Origin of the sequence: Herbaspirillum sp. 1173, from assembly GCF_031455335.1 — a bacterium.
In the GTDB taxonomy this organism is placed as follows: Bacteria; Pseudomonadota; Gammaproteobacteria; order Burkholderiales; family Burkholderiaceae_D; genus Herbaspirillum; species Herbaspirillum huttiense.
In genome coordinates, this window is the sequence record NZ_JAVDSP010000002.1 from 290,880 (window position 1) to 310,100 (window position 19,221).

Consider the following 19,221-nt stretch of genomic DNA (forward strand, 5'->3'; position numbering starts at 1 on the left):
TCCTCAGATACCGAAATCGCTCAGCCCGGGATGATCCGCCGGGCGCGGGCCACTATTGTCCCACAGGAATTTGCGTTCTTCCGGCTTGATCGGATGCTCGTTGATGCAAGCGTGACGGTGATGCATCAGGCCCTGCGCATCGAATTCCCAGTTCTCGTTGCCGTAGGCGCGATACCACTGGCCGGAATCATCATGGTACTCGTAGGCAAAGCGCACGGCGATGCGCGCACCGTCGAAGGCCCACAGCTCCTTGACCAGGCGGTAATCCAGCTCACGCGTCCACTTGCGCTTGAGCAGTGCGGTGATGGCTTCACGGCCCTGTGCGAATTCGGCGCGATTGCGCCACCAGCTGTCTTCGGTATAGGCCAGTGCAACTTTTTCAGCGTCACGGGTATTCCAGCCGTTTTCGGCAAGACGGACTTTTTCGATGGCGGTTTCACGAGTGAAAGGGGGAAGCGGCGGGCGAATCGACATGATGTTTCTCCAATTAGTGTACCTTTCAGTACCGTATGTACTGTTCGGTACACACAATATAGACCGATCAACTTTGAATGACAAGCGATTTCTCGACGGATGTCGTCTTGCCGGCACAGCTTGAATCCAGCCTGTGCAAGACCAGGAGAATATTGCGAGGAGATTTCGCAGCGCCTAAAAAAAACCTGCTTCGAGGAGCAGGCGTTTCGGGTACAAGACAAGTATGACCAGGCCCTAATGCCTGGCCTTCAAGGACGCAAGATCGTTCTGTTGGAGCCGGGCCAGATTCATTCCCGATGCCACCAATATAACGGAAGCTGCCCAGCACCAGAATGCCGGGTACTGGGTGAACTCTTTCGCAAAGAGGGGAGCGAACAAGGTGTCCACGGCCGCCAGCGTAAAGAACAAAGAGCAGCGTGGATGGCTGATCAGTGGCCCCTTCCAGGCGATGAAAAGGGAAACGATCATGCCGGCGTTGACCAAGGCGTAACTGCCCATCCAGATCAGTTGCGGTTCCAGTCGATCAAAGATGGACATCAGGAAGACGAACGAATAGATCAGGGCCGCGTATCCCAGATCAGTGTTCTGCAAAGGAAGGAACAGCGAGATCATGAACAGCACCCATCCCGCCACCACCAGATAGCGCGCCTTGTTCAGATGTGGCGTGGTGGCAGAATTATCGGGATTGGCGTTGTGCATGGACGTCGATGGCTCCGGATCGAAAAGTTGAAATGCTTCCGTACTTTGTTGGCAGAAGACCGATGGAAAAGCGGAAGGTTCTTCACCTTCAGAAGTCTGGTTGACTCCGTAGTTCTGCTTGCCGCCGTGGCCATCGCCCAATTCATTCACTGCGGACTCAACGACGCTCAGCGCCTCGGCAACCTCACCGTCACCATGGTCTGCACCTGGTCATCCGAACTCATGGTGATGCTTCCACCATGCGACTTGACGATCTGCTGGGCAATGAACAGGCCCAGTCCGAGACCTTCCTTGCGGCCGACCTCACGCTCGCCACCGCGGAAGGGATCGAAGATCACCGGCAACAAGGCCGCCGGAATGACGCCGCGATTGGCGATGGTCATGACCACTTCCTGCTCGCTGCGGCCATCGATGCCGATGCAGATCGGACTGTCCGCCGCGCCGTGCTGCAAAGCGTTGCCCAGCAGATTGGCCACCACCTGGCCCAGGCGGTCGCCATCCCAATAGCCATTGTCATCGCCCTCGATGCGGCGCTCGACCACACTGCCCGGATACGTGGCCTGGTATTCCTGTACGACCCGTTCGGTGATCTCGCCCAGGCAGGCACTGGCACGCACCAGCGGGATGCCGCCGGCCAGGCGCGCGCGGGCCAGATCGAGCATGTTGTCGATCAGCTTGGCCATGCGCTTGCCGCCATTGAGAATCTGTTGCGAGGCCTTCTGTGCCACCTCTTCCTTGTACGTCCGCTGCAGCAGCGTGGCCGCCATCACCACCGCGCTCAGCGGATTGCGCAGGTCGTGGCCGAGGATGGCCACGAACATTTCGTTCATGCGCAGGGTCTCGGTGCGCTGCTTCAACTCCAGCGCCAGCAACTGCTTCTGGCGATACAGCTGGAAGAACACATCGGCCTTGTTGCGCAGGATATGCGGCTCGATGGGCTTGTAGAGGAAGTCCACTGCACCACTCTCATAGCCCTTGAACTGGCGGCGCTCATCACGTACACCCGCCGTGACGAAGATCAGCGGCACGTTGCGGGTACGCTCGCTGCCGCGGATCAGCTCGGCCAGCTCGAAGCCATCCATGTCCGGCATCTGCACGTCCAGGAAGGCCAGTGCCACGTCATGCTGCAGCAGCAGTTCGAGCGCCTCCAGGCCCGAGCGCGCCAGCAGCAGCTCGACATCGTCCCGCTGCAGCAGGGCCGAGAGGGCCAACAAGTTTTCGTCGAGATCATCGACCAGCAGGAATTTCACCCGCGGCAGGTCTCTGTCTTTGTATTTTTCTGTCACCTGCGTTCCTTTTCCTGGTCATTCCCCGATACGCCCAGGGTGCGCAGCAGATCGGCGATCTGCGGGAGCGTGAGCACATAATCAATCTGTCCCAGCGCCAATGCCTGCGCCGGCATGTAAGGTACCTGTGCCTGTTGCGGACTTTGTACCACGGTCACGCCACCGGCGCGCGCAATGGCCTGCAATCCGGCCGCACCGTCATGATTGCCGCCGGTCAGCACGATGCCCAGCAAACGCTCGCGGTAAACATCGGCCGCCGATTCGAACAGCACATCGATGGCCGGGCGCGAATAATTCACCAGTTCATCGTTGGACATGGCCAGCACCGGCCCCTGATCACTGCGATCCACCAGCAGATGATAATCCGGTGGCGCAAAGTAAATCACGCCCGGCTGCGCCGGCTCCTTGTCCTGGGCTTCCACTACCGGCTGGCCGCAGCGATCGGCGAAGATGGTGGCCAGCAGGCTGGGGCGTTCACGCGGAATGTGCAGTACCACCATGGTCGCCACCTGCGCACCACGCCGCAGCGCCGGCAGGATTTCCGACAAGGCTTCCACGCCACCGGCAGAGGCACCGATGACGATTGCATCAATCGCACGGCCACCCAGGGCCGGCAGCGGGACGAGGCTCATAGCTCCCCCTTCTTCTGAAAGATGCGATCTTCCCGCACCACTTCATCGAAGGCAGGACCGTGCGTCGAGAAACGCATCGATTCCTTCGAACCCAGTCCCAGGAAGCCCTTGCGCACCAGCGATTCGCGGAACAGGCCCAGCGCGCGCTCCTGCAAATGGCGATTGAAATAGATCAGCACGTTGCGGCAGGACACCAGGTGCATCTCGGCAAAGACACTGTCGGTGGCCAGGCTGTGATCGGAGAAGACCACGTTCTTGCGCAGCGACTTGTCGAAGACGACGGCACCATAAGCGGCCGTATAGTAATCCGAAAGCGAGGTCTTCGCCCCGGATTTCTGGTGGTTGCTGGTAAAACCGGGGATACGGTCGAGCTCGTAGACGCCGGCCTCGGCCTTCTTCAGCGCGGCCTGGTTGATGTCGGTGGCGTAGATGATGCTGCGGTCGAGCAAGCCTTCCTCGCGCAACAGGATCGCCAGCGAATAGACTTCCTCTCCGCTGCTGCAGCCGGCCACCCAGATCTTCAGGGAAGGATAGGTGCGCAAGAGCGGAATCACCTTTTCGCGCAGCGAGAGGAAATAGCTGGGATCCCGGAACATCTCGCTGACCTGCACCGTGAGGTAATCCATGAGCGCGGGGAATACCGTCGCATCATGCAGCACCTTGTCCTGCAATTGCGACAGCGTTTCGCAGCCGAACCGGATCATGGCGGTGGCAAGGCGGCGCTTGAGTGACGCACCGGCGTAGCCGCGAAAGTCGCAGTGATACTTGAGGTAGATGGCATCCAGCAACAACTGCATCTCGATATCGAAATGCTGGTTGGCCAGTGCCTGATTTATTTCGGCATCCATACGCGTACCAGGGACAGCAGTTTTTCCACATCCAAAGGCTTGGCGATGTAATCGTTGGCGCCGGCGGCCAGGCATTTCTCCTGGTCATCCTTCATGGCCTTGGCGGTCAGGGCGATGATGGGCAGGCGCTTCCAGACGGCTTGCTTGCGGATCTCGCGCATGGCGGTCAGGCCATCCATCTCCGGCATCATGATGTCCATCAGCACCAGGTCGATCGGCGCGCCCGGCTGTTCCTGGCTGCGCTGCAGGGCCTCCAGGGCTTCGCGGCCGTTGCGGGCGATGTCGACCTTCATGCCCTTGGGTTCCAGCACGGAGGATAGCGCAAAGATGTTGCGCACGTCGTCTTCCACCACCAGGATGCGTCGGCCTTCGAAGACCGTCTCGCGGTCGCGCGCCACCTTGAGCATGCGCTGGCTCTCCGGCGGCAGCGTGGTTTCCACCTGGTGCAGGAACAGCGTGACTTCATCGAGCAGGCGTTCCGGCGAGCGCGCATCCTTGATGATGATGGAGCGCGAGAAGCGGCGCAGGTGCTGCTCTTCCTCGGCCGACAGCGAACGGCCGGTATAGACGATCACCGGCGGGAAAGCCACGTGTTCCTGCTCGGCCATCTTTTCCAGCAACTGATAGCCGGACAGATCGGGCAGGTTCAGGTCCATCACCATGCAATCGAAGGTGGTCTCGCGCAGGCGGGCCAGTGCGTCGGCGGCCGTGCGCACGCCGACCAGGTTGATGTTCTCGCCGGCCAGCAACTGGCGGATGCTGTCGAGCTGGCGCGCATCGTCCTCGACCACCAGGACATGGCGCAGGCCCTGCAGGAACTTGGCTTCCAGCTTGCGGATCGCGCCTACCAGTTCTTCTCGCTGCACCGGCTTCAATGCGTAGCCGATGGCACCGCGCTCCAGTGCCTCGTGCGAATAATCGGCCACCGAGACCACGTGTACCGGGATGTGGCGGGTCTTGGGATTGCGCTTGATCTGATCCAGCACGCCCAGGCCGGAGAAGTCAGGCAGGTTCATGTCCATCAGGATGGCGCTGGGGCGATACATCTCCGCCGCCGACACGCCCTCATTGGCCGAATGCGTGACCACGCACTGGAAGCCCATCTCGTGCGCCAGGTCGCGCAGGATCATGGCGAAGGCGGTGTCATCCTCGATTACCAGGATCAGGCGCGAGGACGATTCAATGCGGTGACGGTCATCATCGATGGCGATGTCCTGCAGTTTCGCCGGCGTACCCGGCACCACCTGCGGGCTGGGGATACGGATATCAGGCGCGGTAGCGACTTGCGCCGCCTGCAAGGTCGCAGCCGCCGCCGACGGTGCGGCAACGGCCGCCGGCGTCCGCACTACGGCCTGCTCGCCGCTGTAAACCTGCGGCAGCGAGAGCGTGAAGATGCTGCCCTCGCCTACCCGGCTCTGCACCTGAATATCGCCCCCCAGCAGATGCGCCAGGTCGCGCGAGATCGACAGGCCCAGCCCGGTGCCACCGTACTTGCGATGGGTGCTGCCATCGGCCTGGCGGAAGGCTTCGAAGATGAACTGATGCTGGTCGGCCCCGATGCCGATGCCGGTATCGCGCACGGCGAAAGCGATGCGGCCGCCGGCATCCGCATAGATGCGCAGGCTGACCTCGCCCTTCTCGGTGAACTTGATGGCGTTGGAGAGCAGGTTCTTGAGGATCTGGCCCAGGCGCTGCATGTCCGTTTCCATACGCTGCGGCACGCCCGGATCGACCTCGACCTTGAAGCCCAGGCCCTTCTGCTGGGCCGTCATGGCGAAGCTGGCCTTGAGTTCCTCGGCCATCTTGCTGACCACGAAGGATTCGGAAACGATATCCAGCTTGCCCGCTTCCATCTTCGAGAGATCGAGGATGTCGTTGATCAGGGCCAGCAAATCATTTCCCGCCGAGGAAATGGTTTGCGCGAAACGCACCTGCTCGTCGGACAGGTTGCCCTGCTTGTTGTCGGCCAGCAGCTTGGCCAGGATCAGGGTGGAGTTCAGCGGCGTGCGCAGCTCGTGGCTCATGTTGGCCAGGAACTCGCTCTTGTACTGGTTGGCGCGCTCCAGCTCGGTGGCTTTTTCCACCAGCACCACCTGAGTCTTGGCCAGGTCGTCCTTCTGGATTTCCAGCAGTTGCGTCTGTTCTTCCAGCTGGGCATTGGTTTCTTCCAGCTCGGCCTGCTGCGTTTCCAGGCGCAGCTGCGAGGCCTTCAGGGCCTGGCCCTGCTCTTCCAGTTCTTCGTTGTTGACGCGCAGTTCTTCCTGCTGTGCCTGCAATTCCTCGGACTGGCGCTGGGTTTCTTCCAGCAGTTCTTCCAGACGGGTGCGGTCCTTGGAGGAACGCACGGCAATGGCGATCTGGTCCGACAGGCGCGCCAGCAGCTCTTCTTCCTCGGCCCGCACCTGGCGCAGGAAGCCAAGTTCAAACACGGCCTGCACCACACCATCGGCCGCTGCCGGCACGATCAGCAGCTCACGCGGTGCATGGCGTCCCACGGAAGAGGAAACGGTCAGGTATTGCGCCGGCACTTCCTTGACGTGCATGGCGCGATTGAGTTTGGCGGCCTGGCCCAGCAGGCCCTGGCCATCACGCAGGTGCGGCGGTTGTTCGCTCTCGTTTTCTTCCAGCGCATAGGCTGCGAAGCGCTGGAAGTCGCCGCTATCGGTGCGCAGATAGATCGCGCCGACCTGAGCATTGAGGTAGGCGGTCAGGAAGGCCAGCGTGTTTTCACCCAGCGCCCCCAGGCGTTGTTCGCCCTGCAGGCGTTCGGCCAGGCCCATCTGGCCGTTGCGGATCCAGGTCTGTTTTTCGCGGGCGCGATAATCGCGCGAAGTGGTCATGGCTGCGGCAATGATGAGTACCAGCAGCAAGCCCGAGCCGCCCCAGGCGACGGCGGTGGAAAACACCACGGCATCGCGCCAGTCGGATTGGCGGCTGGCCAGCAGGTCGCGTTCCTGTTCTTCCATGTCGCGCGACAGCACGCGCACGCGGTCCATGAACATTTTGCCGCGATCGGATTGCACCACGGCCAATGCGCCGGCCGCATCGCCATTGCGACGGCGGCTGACGGTCTCGGCCAGTTCTTCAAGTTTGTCGGCGACCACGCGCTCGATCTGCGACAGGCGCTGCAACTGATCCGGATTGTCGGAAAGCAGCTCGCGCAGCCTGGCGATCTCCCCGGGCAACGCGGCGCGTGCCTGGTTGTAAGGGCTCAGATAGGATTCGGTGCCAGTGAGCAGGAAACCGCGCTGGCTGGTCTCGGCATCCTTGAGCGTGGAGACCAGCACCTGCAACTGCTCGCGCACCTTCATGGTATGCGAGACGGCATTGGCGGCCAGGCCCCGGCTGACCGAGGCTTCCCAGGTAAACAGGGCAATCAGCACCACCGCCAGGATGGCGACGGAAAAACCGATCAGCGGCCCCAGCGGCAGCGGCGGTCCGGAAAATGCGCCCTTGCCCTGGCGCTTCAACATGGCAATACGTTCTTCAGCTTGGCTGGAATAAACCCGCACGGTGCGCTCCGTTGTTCGAATCGTTGGTCGAGCTGCGGGGGTTCTGTGTGTCGCTGTGTCCCCCTCCCCTTGGTCTTGCGTCCGGGAAAGCCGCCGATTATACGGGCGGCTTCCGGTTTGCGCAGAGCGCCGGCGCGGCGCTTGATCGCGCACTCACCCGCCTCTGAACCCGGCTAGGACAAAGCGCTGCCGGTTCGGTTCCGCAGCGCTGTCATCCTGGCACTGACACTCGCTTTCAGGTACCGGCCAGGCCGGCCGCGATATTGATGGACAAGCCGATGATGGCGGCATTGAACACGAAGCAGATCAGCGAATGCGCCAGCACCGACTTGCGTAACGCACGCGAGGCCACGGCCACATCCGATGTCTGCACTGCCACGCTGATGGTGAAGGCGAAATACAGGAAATCCCAGTAGCCGGGATTGCGTATGCCGTCCGGGAAGCGCAGCGGCAAGGCCTCCGGGTCATCGTCATCGGCGTAGAAGAGGCGCGCGTAATGCAGCGTGAAGATGGTCCCGATCAGGGCCCAGGAGCCGAACACGGTGGAGGCTGTAAAGGTATAGCGCAACAGCCTGCCGCGCTCGTCGTGATGGCTGCTGCCGCCCAGTTCCAGCAAGATGGCGAGCAAACTCGCAATGGCTGCCACGCAAACCATCACCAGTACCACGTGGGCGCTCTCGTCCTCGGTCTCGGCCAGGCGCTTGACGGCCTTGGCATCGGCCCGCAGCATCATCACCCACAGGCTCAGCAAATAGAACCAGACGCCGGCATTCCAGCCGATCAGGCTGCGGCCGATCCAGGTACTGGCGGGGAGAACGGTGGCGGCGGCGATCCCGATGGCAATGCCGATGAGCAAGCGCGGATGGACCTGGACGATGTGGCGGGCGACGGACATTGTTCTTGTTGATGTTGTGAGTCTTCTGTAAGGGCAGCGTCAATGCAGTGCCGCGAATGGGCAGGACATTAGCATGCCCTGCCCGCCCCTGCCAGCCATGCTTTCCCTCAGCATGCGCGGGCAGGCGGCCTAGTTACCCTTGGACAGCAGGTTGGCCAACCGCACTGCGTCCTCGAAACTGGACAATCCGGTCAGGGCCATGGTGTTGATGGTCATCGGGCCTTGCACGCTGGCCACATTGGTCACGCGACCTTCCAGCACGGCGGCGAGCTGGCGACCCATCAACTCGCGCGAGGCCGCCGCCAGCCTGGCGGTCCCGGTGGGCGAGAATTGCAGTACCAGCACTGCACGTCCGGCCGCATCCTTCTGCGCCGACGCGCGCTGCACGTCGCCGGCATCGAGTGCGGCGCGCGGGGCGAGATAGATGTCGCCACCCGGTGGTTCGCTCAGGCGCGCCTTGATCCAGCCCTGGGTCGGTACGGTAGTCGCACCGCGCAGTTCAAACAGGGTTGATGAGGAGAGGCCAGTGTCCGCGCTGCCCGAGGCACCGCCCGTGGCACAGCCCGCCAGCACCAGGACGGCACCCGCGGCGGCACCCAGCAACAGGGTGCGGCGACGCGCGGAAAAGCAAGGGGAAGCAGGCAGGCGGCTCAAAATTCGTGCTCCTTCAAGGCGCGCTGCGCGCGTTCGCGGGCGCTGGCCAGGGCTTCTTCCTCGGTCGGGAAGAGGCCTACCGGAATGTAGGTTTCAGCGATCTCGGGCTCGCGCGACAGGCGCACGAAGACTTGCGCCTCGAAGCCTTCATCCGGTTTTTCCACCGCATCGTAGCGGGCGATATGGGTGCCACTTTGCAAGACCTTGTCCGTCATGCTGCCTCCTGAGTCGTTCACGATGAAGCCCATTTGACACAGGGGCAGGCATGAGGTTCTGCATGAAAACGATGTCGTGCGGCAACTGCGGCCAGTGCGGCCATCGCCGCCGGGCTCAGCCCGCCAGCGGGAAGCGTACCGTGAAGATGGTGCCCTGCCCTTGCTCCTTGCAATCGACCGTGATGACGCCGCCATGGTCGTGCGCAATCTCGCGCACGATGGCCAGGCCCAGGCCGCTGCCGGCGATCTTGTCATTGGCACGATAGTAGCGGTCAAAGATGAGCTCGCGATGCTCGGGAGCAATGCCTGGGCCGGAATCTTCCACCGAAAGCACGGTGGCCCCCTCTTCTTCCAGGCAGCGCACCGTCACCGTTCCGTGCAAGGGGGAATAGCGCACGGCATTGTCGATGAGGTTGTCGATCAGGTCGGCGAGCAGGAAACGGTCGCCGCGCAGGCGTGCCGGCTGCAGGTCGAAGCCGAGGTCGATGTGTTTCTTGTCGGCCTCTTCGATGAAGTGCTGCACCGATTCTTCCACCAGCTTGTGCAGCGACAGCTCCTCCAGCTTGCGGCTTTCGAACAGGCCCGGCTCCGAGCGCGCCAGTGCCAGCAGCTGCCGGCTCTGGCGGATCATGCGTTCCACCGAAGAGTTCATCATCGCCAGCGAGCGGGCGGTGTCGGGCTGGTCCTGGTGCTTGTCATGCAGCAGTTCCAGTTGCAGCTTCAGGCCCGTGAGAGGCGTGCGCAATTGATGGGCAACGTCGGCCATGAAATTCTGCTGCGCCTGTTCACCCTTGCTGATGCGGGCCATCAGTTCGTTCATGGCCACGATCAGCGGCTGCAATTCCACCGGCGCACCAATGCCATCGATGGCCCCCAGCTTGCCGTGGCCGCGTTGCTCGAGATTGCGCTGCAGGCTCTTCAAGGGACGCAGCCCGCGCCGCACGGCGATCAGCACCACCGACAGCGACCCGAAGGTCAGCCCGCCATCCAGCAGCAGGAAGGACAGCAGGATGGTGTAGTGCGCACGATCGCGCTTGCGGATGGTCTCGGCCACCGCCACCGAGATCACGCCATTCTTGACCCGTACCTGCATGGCGGAAATACGCACCGGTTCACCGCGCATTTCGCCGTCATAGTTGAAGGGCCGGTCGAACGTCTCGCTCTCCGGCAGTTGCGGGAAGCCCTTGTCGCCCACCAGGATCTCGCCCTGCGAATTGCGCACGGCAAAGAAGGTGGTGTCGGAGTGATTGCTGCGCAGGATCTGCTCGGCCTGCTGGGTCAGCTCGGCAGTGGTGCGTTCCTGGCGATGGCGCACCTGGGCATACAGGCCCCAGGTGGAATCCATCAGGTTCTGGTCGAAGGCGTGCTGGGCCGGCAGCCAGGCCAGCCAGTAGGTCAGGCCGGCACCGACCAGATTGAGCAGCAGCAAGGGCGCGATCAGCCACTTGAGCAGATCGCGCCGGATGCTGGCGTGGGTGACAGGTGCTGCGGGCGGCGTGGCAGGGGAGGCACTGGTCGAGTTATCCGCGCTGCTCGCATTGGCCGCACTGGCGGGCGGCTGCTGGTCGATGACCGTCATGACGCGGCCTGCCGGCTCAGTTCTCGCTCTTTTCGAGCATGTAGCCGAAGCCGCGGATGGTACGGATGACCACGCCCGAATCCGCAATCTTCAGACGGATGCGCGAGACATACACCTCCACCGCATTGATCGTGAAATCCTCGCCCCAGGGCAGGACGGCATCGATGATCTGCTGCTTGGAGACCACGCGCGAAGCGTGTTGCATCAGGTATTCCAGCACCGTCCATTCGCGCAGGGACAGTTCGATCTTGCGGCCGTCGATGTCGGCGCGCTTGGTGGCGTTGTCCAGCGACAGCCCGCCCACGGTCAGCTGCGCCGGCTGCGGCGCACTGCGGCGGATCAGCGCCTTGATGCGCGCCACCAGTTCGGGGGTGGCGAAGGGCTTGACCAGGTAGTCATCGGCACCCAGCTCAAGGCCATGCACGCGGTCGGGGATGGTGTCGCGTGCGGTCAGCAGCAGCACCGGCGTGTTGTTGCCATTGGCGCGCATGCGGCGCAGGACTTCGAAACCGTCGATGCCGGGCAGGCCGATGTCGAGCACCAGCACGGCCGCGTTGAAACGCTGCGACAGCGCATCGTTGCCGTTGTTGACGGTATGCACGGTAAAACCGTGCGAGTTGAGTACCCGCGACAGACCGTCGGTGAGTACCGGGTCATCTTCGACCAGCAGAACATTCATAGGGGGACTTCGGTAGAGAAAAACGGCGCAAAACATCTGCGTAACCGCTGCATCGTATTGCAGCCCAGGCAATGCTGCAAATCAGGCGATCCCCCAGGCGGGCAGCGGCATGTAAAGAGTGTTTCTTTTTCGTCACACTCAGTTCACCGTCAGCTTCATGACAGCGATTTGTCAGCCTTCCGCCTTAATCTTGCCAGCCATGCGAATGAGAATCCAACTCATTAGCATGCAAAAAAAAAGAACACTGGTCATCAGCCAGCCAAACGGACTTCCTTGTTGCCATTGAAGGACGGAGTAGCCAGCCATTCGAGCCGATCCTGCGCAAGCGGGATCGGCTCATCGTTTCCTACTCCACTTCACCGACAAGAAGAACATGAACCGTCTCACACCGATCGCCGCCGCATTGGTGGCCACGTTTGCCGCTCCCCTCTCCGCCCACGCGCAGCAGGCCGCTCCCGCTACCAGCGCGACCGCCACCACAACCACTGGCAGCCAGCTGGCCCCGGTGACGGTGGAAGGCCGCCGCGATGATTTCGCCAGCACCGGCACGGCCATCACCAAGCTGCCGGCCGACCTGCACGACGTGCCGCAATCGGTGACGGTGGTCAACAAGGCGCAGATGCAGTCGCAGGGCGTCAGTTCGCTGGCCGATGCGCTGCGCAATGTCTCCGGCATCACGCTGGGCGGTGCCGAAGGCGGGCAGATCGGCAACAACATCAACCTCAACGGTTTCTCGGCGCGCACCGACATCTATCTGGACGGCTTCCGCGACCGTGGCCAGTACTACCGTGACACCTTCGCCATCGAAGAAGTGGAAGTCCTGATGGGGCCCTCCTCGATGCTCTTCGGCCGCGGCTCGACCGGCGGCATCATCAATCAGGTCAGCAAGAAAGCCAACCTCAAGGCGGCTACCGAGATCACCGGTTCGGTGACCACCAATGGCCTGGTGCGCAGCACGGTCGACGTCAACCGTCCGCTGTCGGACACCTCGGCCCTGCGCATCGAAGCCATGGCCCAGAACGGCGCGGCCAGCACGCGCAACCAGACCGATGTCCAGGACTTCGGCCTGGCCGGTTCCTATGTCTGGGGTATTGGCACCTCCACCGAAATCACGCTCTCGGCCCTGCTGCAGCACAACCAGGACCAGCCCGATTACGGCCTGCCGCCGCTCAACGGCCACCCCGTCAACGTCGACCGCAACACCGCCTATGGCTTGAACAGCGACCGCACCATCCAGGACGTGGCGGCGTTCAATGCCGGCATCAAGCACAAGATCGCGCCCGACGTCACCCTGCGCAACCAGACCCAGTTCAACTACGTGCACACCAATGCGGTGGAAACCGCGCCCAATACCATCGGCACGGTTTCCTCCAGCGGCTTCACGGCGCTCACCAATGCGGCCAGCAGCCTGCCCCTGTCGAGCCTGTTCGTGCGCGGCCAGAGCCACGACCGCAACATCAACGACTACTCCATCTTCAACCAGACCGAACTGGCCGCCAAGTTCAGCACCGGCAGCGTCAAGCACGATGCGCTGGTGGGCGTGGAAGTTGGTCACGACGGTTACGACAACCAGAATTACTACCGCAACGGCAGCTGCAATGGCCGTTCGCTCAATGCAAGCGGAGCCACCACCGGCTACATGGATTGCGTGAGCCTGGTCAATCCTTCCTACAGCGCCGCCGGCAGCAGCGTGGCCGATACCGCAGGCAACCGTGCCGGCGGCAGTGCCAACACCATCGCCGCCTATGTCGGCGACACCATCGAGCTGGTGCCGCACTTCAAGCTGGTCGGCGGGCTGCGCTATGACCGCTACGTGGCCAGCATCAGCAACTCGATCAACTCGGGCAATACCGCCGGCTCCACCGCACTGGGCTATGCGCAGCAGAGCGTGAACTTCGTGAGCGTGCGTTCGGGGGCGATCTGGCAGCCCAGCGCGGCGCAGTCGTATTACGTTTCCTACGGCACTTCCTTCAATCCCTCGCTGGAGCAGCTGACCGGCACCACCGGCCAGCAGAACCTCGACCCGGAAAAGAACCGCTCCTATGAACTGGGCGGCAAGTGGGACGTGGCCGAAGGCCTGGCGCTGACCGCCGCCGGCTTCCAGATCACCAAGGAAAACGCCCGCAGCCAGGTGGCCACCGGCGTCTATGAGCTGGCCGGCACTGTGCGCGTGAACGGCGCGCGTGCGGGCGCCACCGGCCGCATCACACGCGACTGGCAGATCGCCGCCAACTACACCTACCTGGATGCCAAGGTGGTCGGCGGTGCGGTGGCCGATACCTCGGTCGGCAAGATCCCGGTCAACACGCCCAAGCACACCTTCACCACCTGGACCACGTATGACGTCGCGCCGCACTGGCAGGTTGGCGGCGGCGCGACCTACATGTCGCAGCGCTATGCCAATGCCACCAACACGGTGCAGGTCGGCGGCTACACACGTTACGACGCGATGCTGGCCTACACCACCAAGGCCTACGACATCCGCCTGAACCTCTACAACCTGACCGACAAGATGTATTACGATGCGCTGATCCAATCCGACGGCGGCCGTTCGGTCCCGGGTTCGGGCCGCACCGCGCTGCTGTCGCTGACCTATCGCATGTAAGGAAAGAGGACGCGCCCATGCTCATCACCATCCCCCAGCTGCTGGACCCGCAAGCCCTGCAGACCGTGCGCAGCCTGCTGGACAACGCAGGACCGGCCTGGGTGGATGGGCGCGTCACGGCGGGCTACCAGGGCGCGCCGGTGAAATACAACCAGCAGATCGACGAGCAGTCCGACGTCGCCCTGCAATGCCAGCGCATCATCGTCTCCGCGCTGGAGCGGCACCCGCGCTTCATCAGCGCGGCGCTGCCCAACCTGATCTACCCGCCCATGTTCAATCGTTATGGCGAGGGCATGACCTTCGGTGCCCACGTCGATGGCAGCGTGCGCATCCATCCGCACAGCGGACGCAAGCTGCGTACCGATGTCTCGGCCACGCTGTTCCTGGCCGATCCGGAAGACTACGATGGCGGCGAACTGCAGATCGATGACAGTTACGGCATGCACAGCGTCAAGCTGGCGGCGGGCGACATGGTGCTCTATCCGGCCACCAGCCTGCACACCGTCACCCCGGTCACGCGCGGCGTGCGCGTGGGCTGCTTCTTCTGGGTGCAGAGCCTGGTGCGCGACGATGGCCAGCGCCAGATGCTGTTCGACATGGACAATGCCATCCAGCGCCTGAACCAGACCGACGCCGATGCGCTCGCACGGCGCACGCTGGTAGGCTGCTATCACAACCTCCTGCGCCAGTGGAGCGAGACCTGACCCGCGCTCAGCTGAAGTAACGCGGATCCATCTTGCGGAACACCCAGGCCGAGACCAGGGTGATGAGCCCGACGATCACGAAGGTGATCTGGAAGCTGGCATTGGTGGCGATGCCCGCCTCGCTCTTGAAGAGATTGACCATGGTCCCGCCGATGGTCACGCCCAGGCCGATGGCCAGCATCTGCACCATCGAAAAAAGACTGTTGCCGCTGCCCGCATCTTCCTTGCGCAAGCCCTTCAGGGTCACGCTGTTCATGGCCGCGAACTGCATGGAATTGGACGCCCCGAACACCGCCAGCTGCACGATGGACGCCGCCAGCGGCCAGCCCGGCGTGATCAGCGCGAACGATACGATGGAGATCCCGACGATGGCGGTATTGATCAACAGGAAGCGGTCATAGCCAAAGCGCTTGACCAGCGGCGCGATCCACGGCTTGGCAATGGTGCCCGCAATGGCAGCCGGCAGCAGCAGCATGCCCGCGTGCAGCGGTGAATAGCCCAGCCGCACCTGCAACAGCAGCGGCAACAGGAACGGCACTGCAGACGAACCGATACGGCAGACCAGGTTACCTGCCAGTCCGATGCTGAAGTTGGGTTCCCCGAACAAACCGAGCCGGAACAGTGGACGCGGATGAACGGACGCATGACGCCAGTAGACCAGTACAGTCAGTGCTGCCAGAGCGAACAGTCCCAAACTCCAGCCAGTACGGTGGGTATCGAAAGGCACGTCCAGCGCCAGCGAGAAGGCCACCATGCAGGCGGACAGCAAGGCACAGCCGTATAAATCAAAGCGAGGTGTACCGGTAAGGCTGTCATCGGGGAGGAAGTACAGTACGGCCCCCATCCCCAGTACACCTACCGGAAGGTTGATCAGAAAGATCCAGTGCCAGGACAGGCTTTCTACCAGCCACCCGCCCAGTACAGGACCGACCACCGGACCGAGCTGCCCGGCAATCGAGATCGAGGCCAGTGCAGCGATGTATTGCGCGCCCGGCACTGCCCGCAGCACGGCCAGGCGCCCGACCGGCAGCAGCATGGAGCCGCCCAGCCCCTGGATCACGCGCGCGGCCAGCAACAGCGGCAGGGTCGGCGCCATGGCGCACAGCACCGAACCCAGCGCGAACAGCAGGATCGCCGCGAAATACACGCGGCGCGTGCCGAAGCGGTCGGCCAGCCAGCCCGAGGCAGGCGTGAGCGAAGCCATCGTCAAGGTGTAGGCCACCACCACCGGGTGCATGTTCAGCACCGGCTCGCCCAGGCTGCGCGCCATGGCGGGCAAGGCGGTGTTGACGATGGTGGTGTCCAGCGTCTGCATGAAAAAGCCGGACGCCACGATCCACAGCAGCGCGCGCTGGGTCACGGGATCGTTGAGGGAGGGTGAGGCGGACGGAGTTGCAGCAGTGTCACTCGGGCGAGGCGGCTGGTTGGCTGACATGACGGAAAGGAAGTGGAAACGCGCGGATCAAAACACGGCGGGGACACGTTGGCGTGTCCCCGACCAGTACCGCGTCATTTTACGCCCTCAGGCATTTCTCATCAGAAGGCCTGCGGGCGCCACTTCAGCAAGCGCCGTTCCAGCGCATGCAAGAGCCAGTCCGCCGCCAGTGCCACCACGGCCAGCACGATCATGGCCGCGAACACACCGCTGGCATTGAAGGCCCCTTGGGCGGTGGAGATCAGCAGGCCGATGCCCTGCTTGGAACCGAGGAACTCCCCGACCACCGCACCGACCAGTGCAAACCCGAAGCTCACGTGCAGGCTGGCCAGGATCCACGACAGTGCCGACGGGATCACCACCGCCATGGTCACCTGGCGCGGCGAGGCGCCGAGGATCTGGGCGTTGGCGATCATGTAGCGGTCGGCTTCCCGCACGCCCTGGAAGGCATTGGCGAAGACCACGAAGAACACCATCACCACCGCCAGCGCCACCTTGGAAGCCATGCCCAGCCCGAAGGCGATGACGAAGATGGAGCCCAGCACCACGCGCGGAATCGAATTGGCGATCTGGATGTAGAGGCTGAAGACGTCCGAGAGCAGCTTGTTGCGCCCGAGGATGATGCCGGCGATGACCCCGGCCACCGAACCGATCAGAAATCCCAGCACGGTTTCTTCCAGTGTCACCAGAACCTGCGTCCAGAGCGGGCCTTGCGAGGTGCCCTCGACCATCCACTCGACGATCTGCGCCACGATGGCCGACGGCTGCGAGAAGAAGAAGGGATCGATCCAGCCGAGGCGCGCACCGCCTTCCCAGCCGCCCAGCACGATCACCAGGATGGCGATGCGCAGGCCGATGACCAGTTGTTTTCGCGCGCGGATCTTGCGCCGGGCCTCGGCTTCGACGCCGGCGATGTCCATCGTCGCGGCGCTGTGGCTGGCTTGTGCTTGTGTCATGGGAGTCCCCTGTCGTTCTGAATTGAATAGGCGATGTGGCTGCGTGGCATGGCGCCTCAGGCGATATGCACTTCCTCGCGCAGATCGGCCCAGATGCGCCGCGAGATATCGATGAAGCGCTGCTCGTAGCGCACTTCCTCCATCACGCGCGGACGCGGCAGGTCGATCGGATAGACGCTCTTCAAGGTAGCCGGGCGGGCGGTGAGCACGTAGACCTTGTCGGCCAGCGCAATGGCTTCCTCGAGATCATGGGTGACGAACACCACCGAGCCCGAATGGGCCGACCACAGGCGCAGCAGTTCATCCTGCATCAGGGTGCGGGTCTGCATGTCCAGTGCCGAGAAGGGTTCGTCCATCAGCAGGATCTCGGGACTGTTGATGAAGGTCTGGGCCAGCGCCACGCGCTTGCGCATGCCGCCGGAAAGCTGGTGCGGATAGTGGTCGCCGAACTTGTCCAGGCCCACGCGGCGAATCCATTCGTCGGCCAGCGCATGAGCCTGCTCCTTGGACTGGCCACGGAACATGGGACCAGCGGCGACGTTGTCGCGCACGCTGCGCCAGGGAAAGACCGCATCGTTCTGGAACACGAAACCGATGCGCGGGTCGATGCCATTGACCGGCTGCCCCATCACCCGCACCTCGCCCAGGGTCGGCTTGAGCAGGCCGGTGATGAGCGAAAGCGTGGTCGACTTGCCGCAGCCGGTCGGGCCGACCACGGCCACGAATTCGCCGCGCGCCACGCTCATGGAAAAATCGCGCAGGGCCACCGTCGCCCGGCCGTCGGCCGTGATGAAGCGGCAGCTCACGTTGCGCAATTCAATGGCCGGCGTGGCCTGGGCGGCCTGGCCGGCGGGGGTGAAGGCCTGCTGGTGGATGGCGTTCATCGTGGGGCTCTTTCGTGGCGTGGGGTTGAATTCGGGTTGAGCGCGCCCCTGACGCGCTGTCGCGCATCATGGCGTATATCGTTTATATAATTTTCAGGAAGACTGGCCTGCAGCCAGTCCCAGCCTATTTCACGGCGTTGACGAACTCATCGGTGTAGGTCTTGGACAAGTCCACATGCTTGCCCTTGACGTTGGGATTGAACCCGGACAGCACGGCCAGCACGGTCTCCGGCCCGCCCTTGGGCATCTTGCCGTCCGGGGAATACATGGGCAGCGAATTGTTCAGGGCCTGTATATACAGCGCCTTGTTGCTGCCGTAGTAGTCCTTGGGCATCTTCTCGGCGATCTGCTCGGCGGTGTGCGTGTTGATGAACTTGAGCGTTTTCACGAAGGCACGTGCCAGCTTCTGCGCTTCCTCCTTGTGGCTGTTGAGCCAGCTGCGCTGTACATACACGCTGGAGGCCGGGTACAGCCCGCCGAGCGCCTTGACCGTTCCCTCCACGGTACGCATGTCGACCAGCACCCGGGCATCGCCATTCTTGAGCAGCAGCGAGGCGGTCGGTTCGGTGGTCATGCCGGCATCGATGCGGCCCTGCTTCATGGCGGCGATGAAGGTATTGTCCGCGCCCACCGGCAGCACCGAGAACTGCTTGGAGGTGATGCCGTGGCGCGAGGCCAGGTATTGGGTCAGGAAGTTGGTGGACGAGCCCAGCCCGGTCACGCCCAGGGTCTTGCCCTTGGCATCGGCCATGCTCTGGAAGTGCGGCGCGGCCTTGGTGGAGACCAGTTCCACTTCGCCCGGCACCTGGCCCAGGATGGTGATGGCGGTGATTTCCTTGCCCTTGGTCTGCAGGTCGATGGCGTGGTCATAGAAACCGACCACCGCCTGCACGGCCCCGGCCAGCAGTTCGTTCTCGGCATCGACCCCGGCCGGCTGCGACTGCAGTTCCACGTCCAGGCCCTCTTCCTTGAAGTAGCCCAGTTGTTCGGCCAGCTTGGCGGGCAGATAGACCATCTTGTTGATGCCGCCCACCATGATGGTGACCTTGGCGGCAGCCATGGCGTGGATCGGCAATGCGGCCAGCATGGTGCCGGCAACGGCCAGCGACAGCAGGCCACGGCGGAGATTTTTGTTCACGTCAGCTCCAGGAAATCAGTGCGAAA

17 protein-coding genes are annotated in these 19,221 nt (G+C 63.0%); 2 read left to right on the top strand and 15 right to left on the bottom strand.

Going from position 1 to position 19,221, the window contains the following annotated elements; translation table 11 throughout:
- Positions 1 to 3: 3 nt before the first annotated feature.
- The 11 genes from J2X56_RS09365 to J2X56_RS09415 all read right to left on the bottom strand — a co-directional run bounded on the left by J2X56_RS09365 (position 4) and on the right by J2X56_RS09415 (position 11,473).
- Positions 4 to 474, bottom strand: coding sequence for a nuclear transport factor 2 family protein (locus tag J2X56_RS09365; protein WP_121045233.1), 471 nt, complete (start codon positions 472 to 474; stop codon positions 4 to 6).
- 234 nt (positions 475 to 708) lie between these two features.
- Positions 709 to 1,323, bottom strand: a complete 615-nt coding sequence (locus J2X56_RS09370) for a hypothetical protein (RefSeq protein ID WP_227022821.1) — start codon at positions 1,321 to 1,323, stop codon at positions 709 to 711.
- Positions 1,324 to 1,340: 17 nt separating this feature from the next.
- Positions 1,341 to 2,459 (bottom strand): HAMP domain-containing sensor histidine kinase, encoded by a 1,119-nt coding sequence (locus tag J2X56_RS09375; RefSeq protein ID WP_121045235.1) that lies wholly within the window; start codon positions 2,457 to 2,459, stop codon positions 1,341 to 1,343.
- A complete protein-coding gene (locus tag J2X56_RS09380; RefSeq protein ID WP_039784527.1) occupies positions 2,456 to 3,091 on the bottom strand; it encodes a chemotaxis protein CheB in 636 nt (211 codons plus the stop codon). Before J2X56_RS09380 ends, J2X56_RS09375 begins: the two co-directional genes overlap by 4 nt.
- On the bottom strand, positions 3,088 to 3,939 hold the full coding sequence (locus J2X56_RS09385) for a protein-glutamate O-methyltransferase CheR (protein ID WP_039784526.1): 852 nt from the start codon (positions 3,937 to 3,939) through the stop codon (positions 3,088 to 3,090). Before J2X56_RS09385 ends, J2X56_RS09380 begins: the two co-directional genes overlap by 4 nt.
- Positions 3,924 to 7,412, bottom strand: a complete 3,489-nt coding sequence (locus J2X56_RS09390; protein WP_199725140.1) for a response regulator — start codon at positions 7,410 to 7,412, stop codon at positions 3,924 to 3,926. The genes J2X56_RS09385 and J2X56_RS09390 overlap by 16 nt, the downstream gene beginning before the upstream one ends.
- Positions 7,413 to 7,686: 274 nt before the next feature.
- A complete protein-coding gene (locus tag J2X56_RS09395; RefSeq protein ID WP_209567316.1) occupies positions 7,687 to 8,346 on the bottom strand; it encodes a DUF1345 domain-containing protein in 660 nt (219 codons plus the stop codon).
- A 129-nt stretch (positions 8,347 to 8,475) separates the two neighbouring features.
- On the bottom strand, positions 8,476 to 9,000 hold the full coding sequence (locus J2X56_RS09400) for a SecDF P1 head subdomain-containing protein (RefSeq protein ID WP_204725822.1): 525 nt from the start codon (positions 8,998 to 9,000) through the stop codon (positions 8,476 to 8,478).
- Positions 8,997 to 9,215: a hypothetical protein gene (locus J2X56_RS09405; RefSeq protein WP_034330326.1), complete on the bottom strand. Its 219-nt coding sequence runs from the start codon at positions 9,213 to 9,215 to the stop codon at positions 8,997 to 8,999. Before J2X56_RS09405 ends, J2X56_RS09400 begins: the two co-directional genes overlap by 4 nt.
- 115 nt (positions 9,216 to 9,330) lie before the next feature.
- Positions 9,331 to 10,794 (bottom strand): sensor histidine kinase, encoded by a 1,464-nt coding sequence (locus tag J2X56_RS09410; protein WP_121045241.1) that lies wholly within the window; start codon positions 10,792 to 10,794, stop codon positions 9,331 to 9,333.
- A gap of 16 nt (positions 10,795 to 10,810) precedes the next feature.
- Positions 10,811 to 11,473, bottom strand: coding sequence for a response regulator transcription factor (locus tag J2X56_RS09415; protein WP_008331064.1), 663 nt, complete (start codon positions 11,471 to 11,473; stop codon positions 10,811 to 10,813).
- A 373-nt stretch (positions 11,474 to 11,846) separates the two neighbouring features.
- Between J2X56_RS09415 and J2X56_RS09420 the strand changes: the two genes are divergently transcribed.
- Positions 11,847 to 14,078 (top strand): TonB-dependent siderophore receptor, encoded by a 2,232-nt coding sequence (locus J2X56_RS09420; RefSeq protein ID WP_310159795.1) that lies wholly within the window; start codon positions 11,847 to 11,849, stop codon positions 14,076 to 14,078.
- 17 nt (positions 14,079 to 14,095) lie between these two features.
- On the top strand, positions 14,096 to 14,782 hold the full coding sequence (locus J2X56_RS09425) for a Fe2+-dependent dioxygenase (protein ID WP_034330332.1): 687 nt from the start codon (positions 14,096 to 14,098) through the stop codon (positions 14,780 to 14,782).
- Between the two features lie 7 nt (positions 14,783 to 14,789).
- Here the strand turns inward: J2X56_RS09425 and mdtD are convergent, their stop codons facing one another.
- The 4 genes from mdtD to J2X56_RS09445 form a co-directional block, all read right to left on the bottom strand.
- Complete coding sequence (gene mdtD, locus J2X56_RS09430; RefSeq protein ID WP_209567321.1) at positions 14,790 to 16,217, bottom strand: multidrug transporter subunit MdtD; 1,428 nt, start codon at positions 16,215 to 16,217, stop codon at positions 14,790 to 14,792.
- Positions 16,218 to 16,318: 101 nt separating this feature from the next.
- Positions 16,319 to 17,173, bottom strand: a complete 855-nt coding sequence (locus J2X56_RS09435) for an ABC transporter permease (protein WP_121045247.1) — start codon at positions 17,171 to 17,173, stop codon at positions 16,319 to 16,321.
- Positions 17,174 to 17,229: 56 nt separating this feature from the next.
- Positions 17,230 to 18,057: an ABC transporter ATP-binding protein gene (locus tag J2X56_RS09440; RefSeq protein WP_121045249.1), complete on the bottom strand. Its 828-nt coding sequence runs from the start codon at positions 18,055 to 18,057 to the stop codon at positions 17,230 to 17,232.
- A 124-nt stretch (positions 18,058 to 18,181) separates the two neighbouring features.
- The gene (locus tag J2X56_RS09445; RefSeq protein WP_310159801.1) at positions 18,182 to 19,195 is read right to left on the bottom strand and encodes an ABC transporter substrate-binding protein; all 1,014 of its coding nucleotides are present in this window, start codon (positions 19,193 to 19,195) and stop codon (positions 18,182 to 18,184) included.
- Between the last annotated feature and the right edge of the window lie 26 nt (positions 19,196 to 19,221).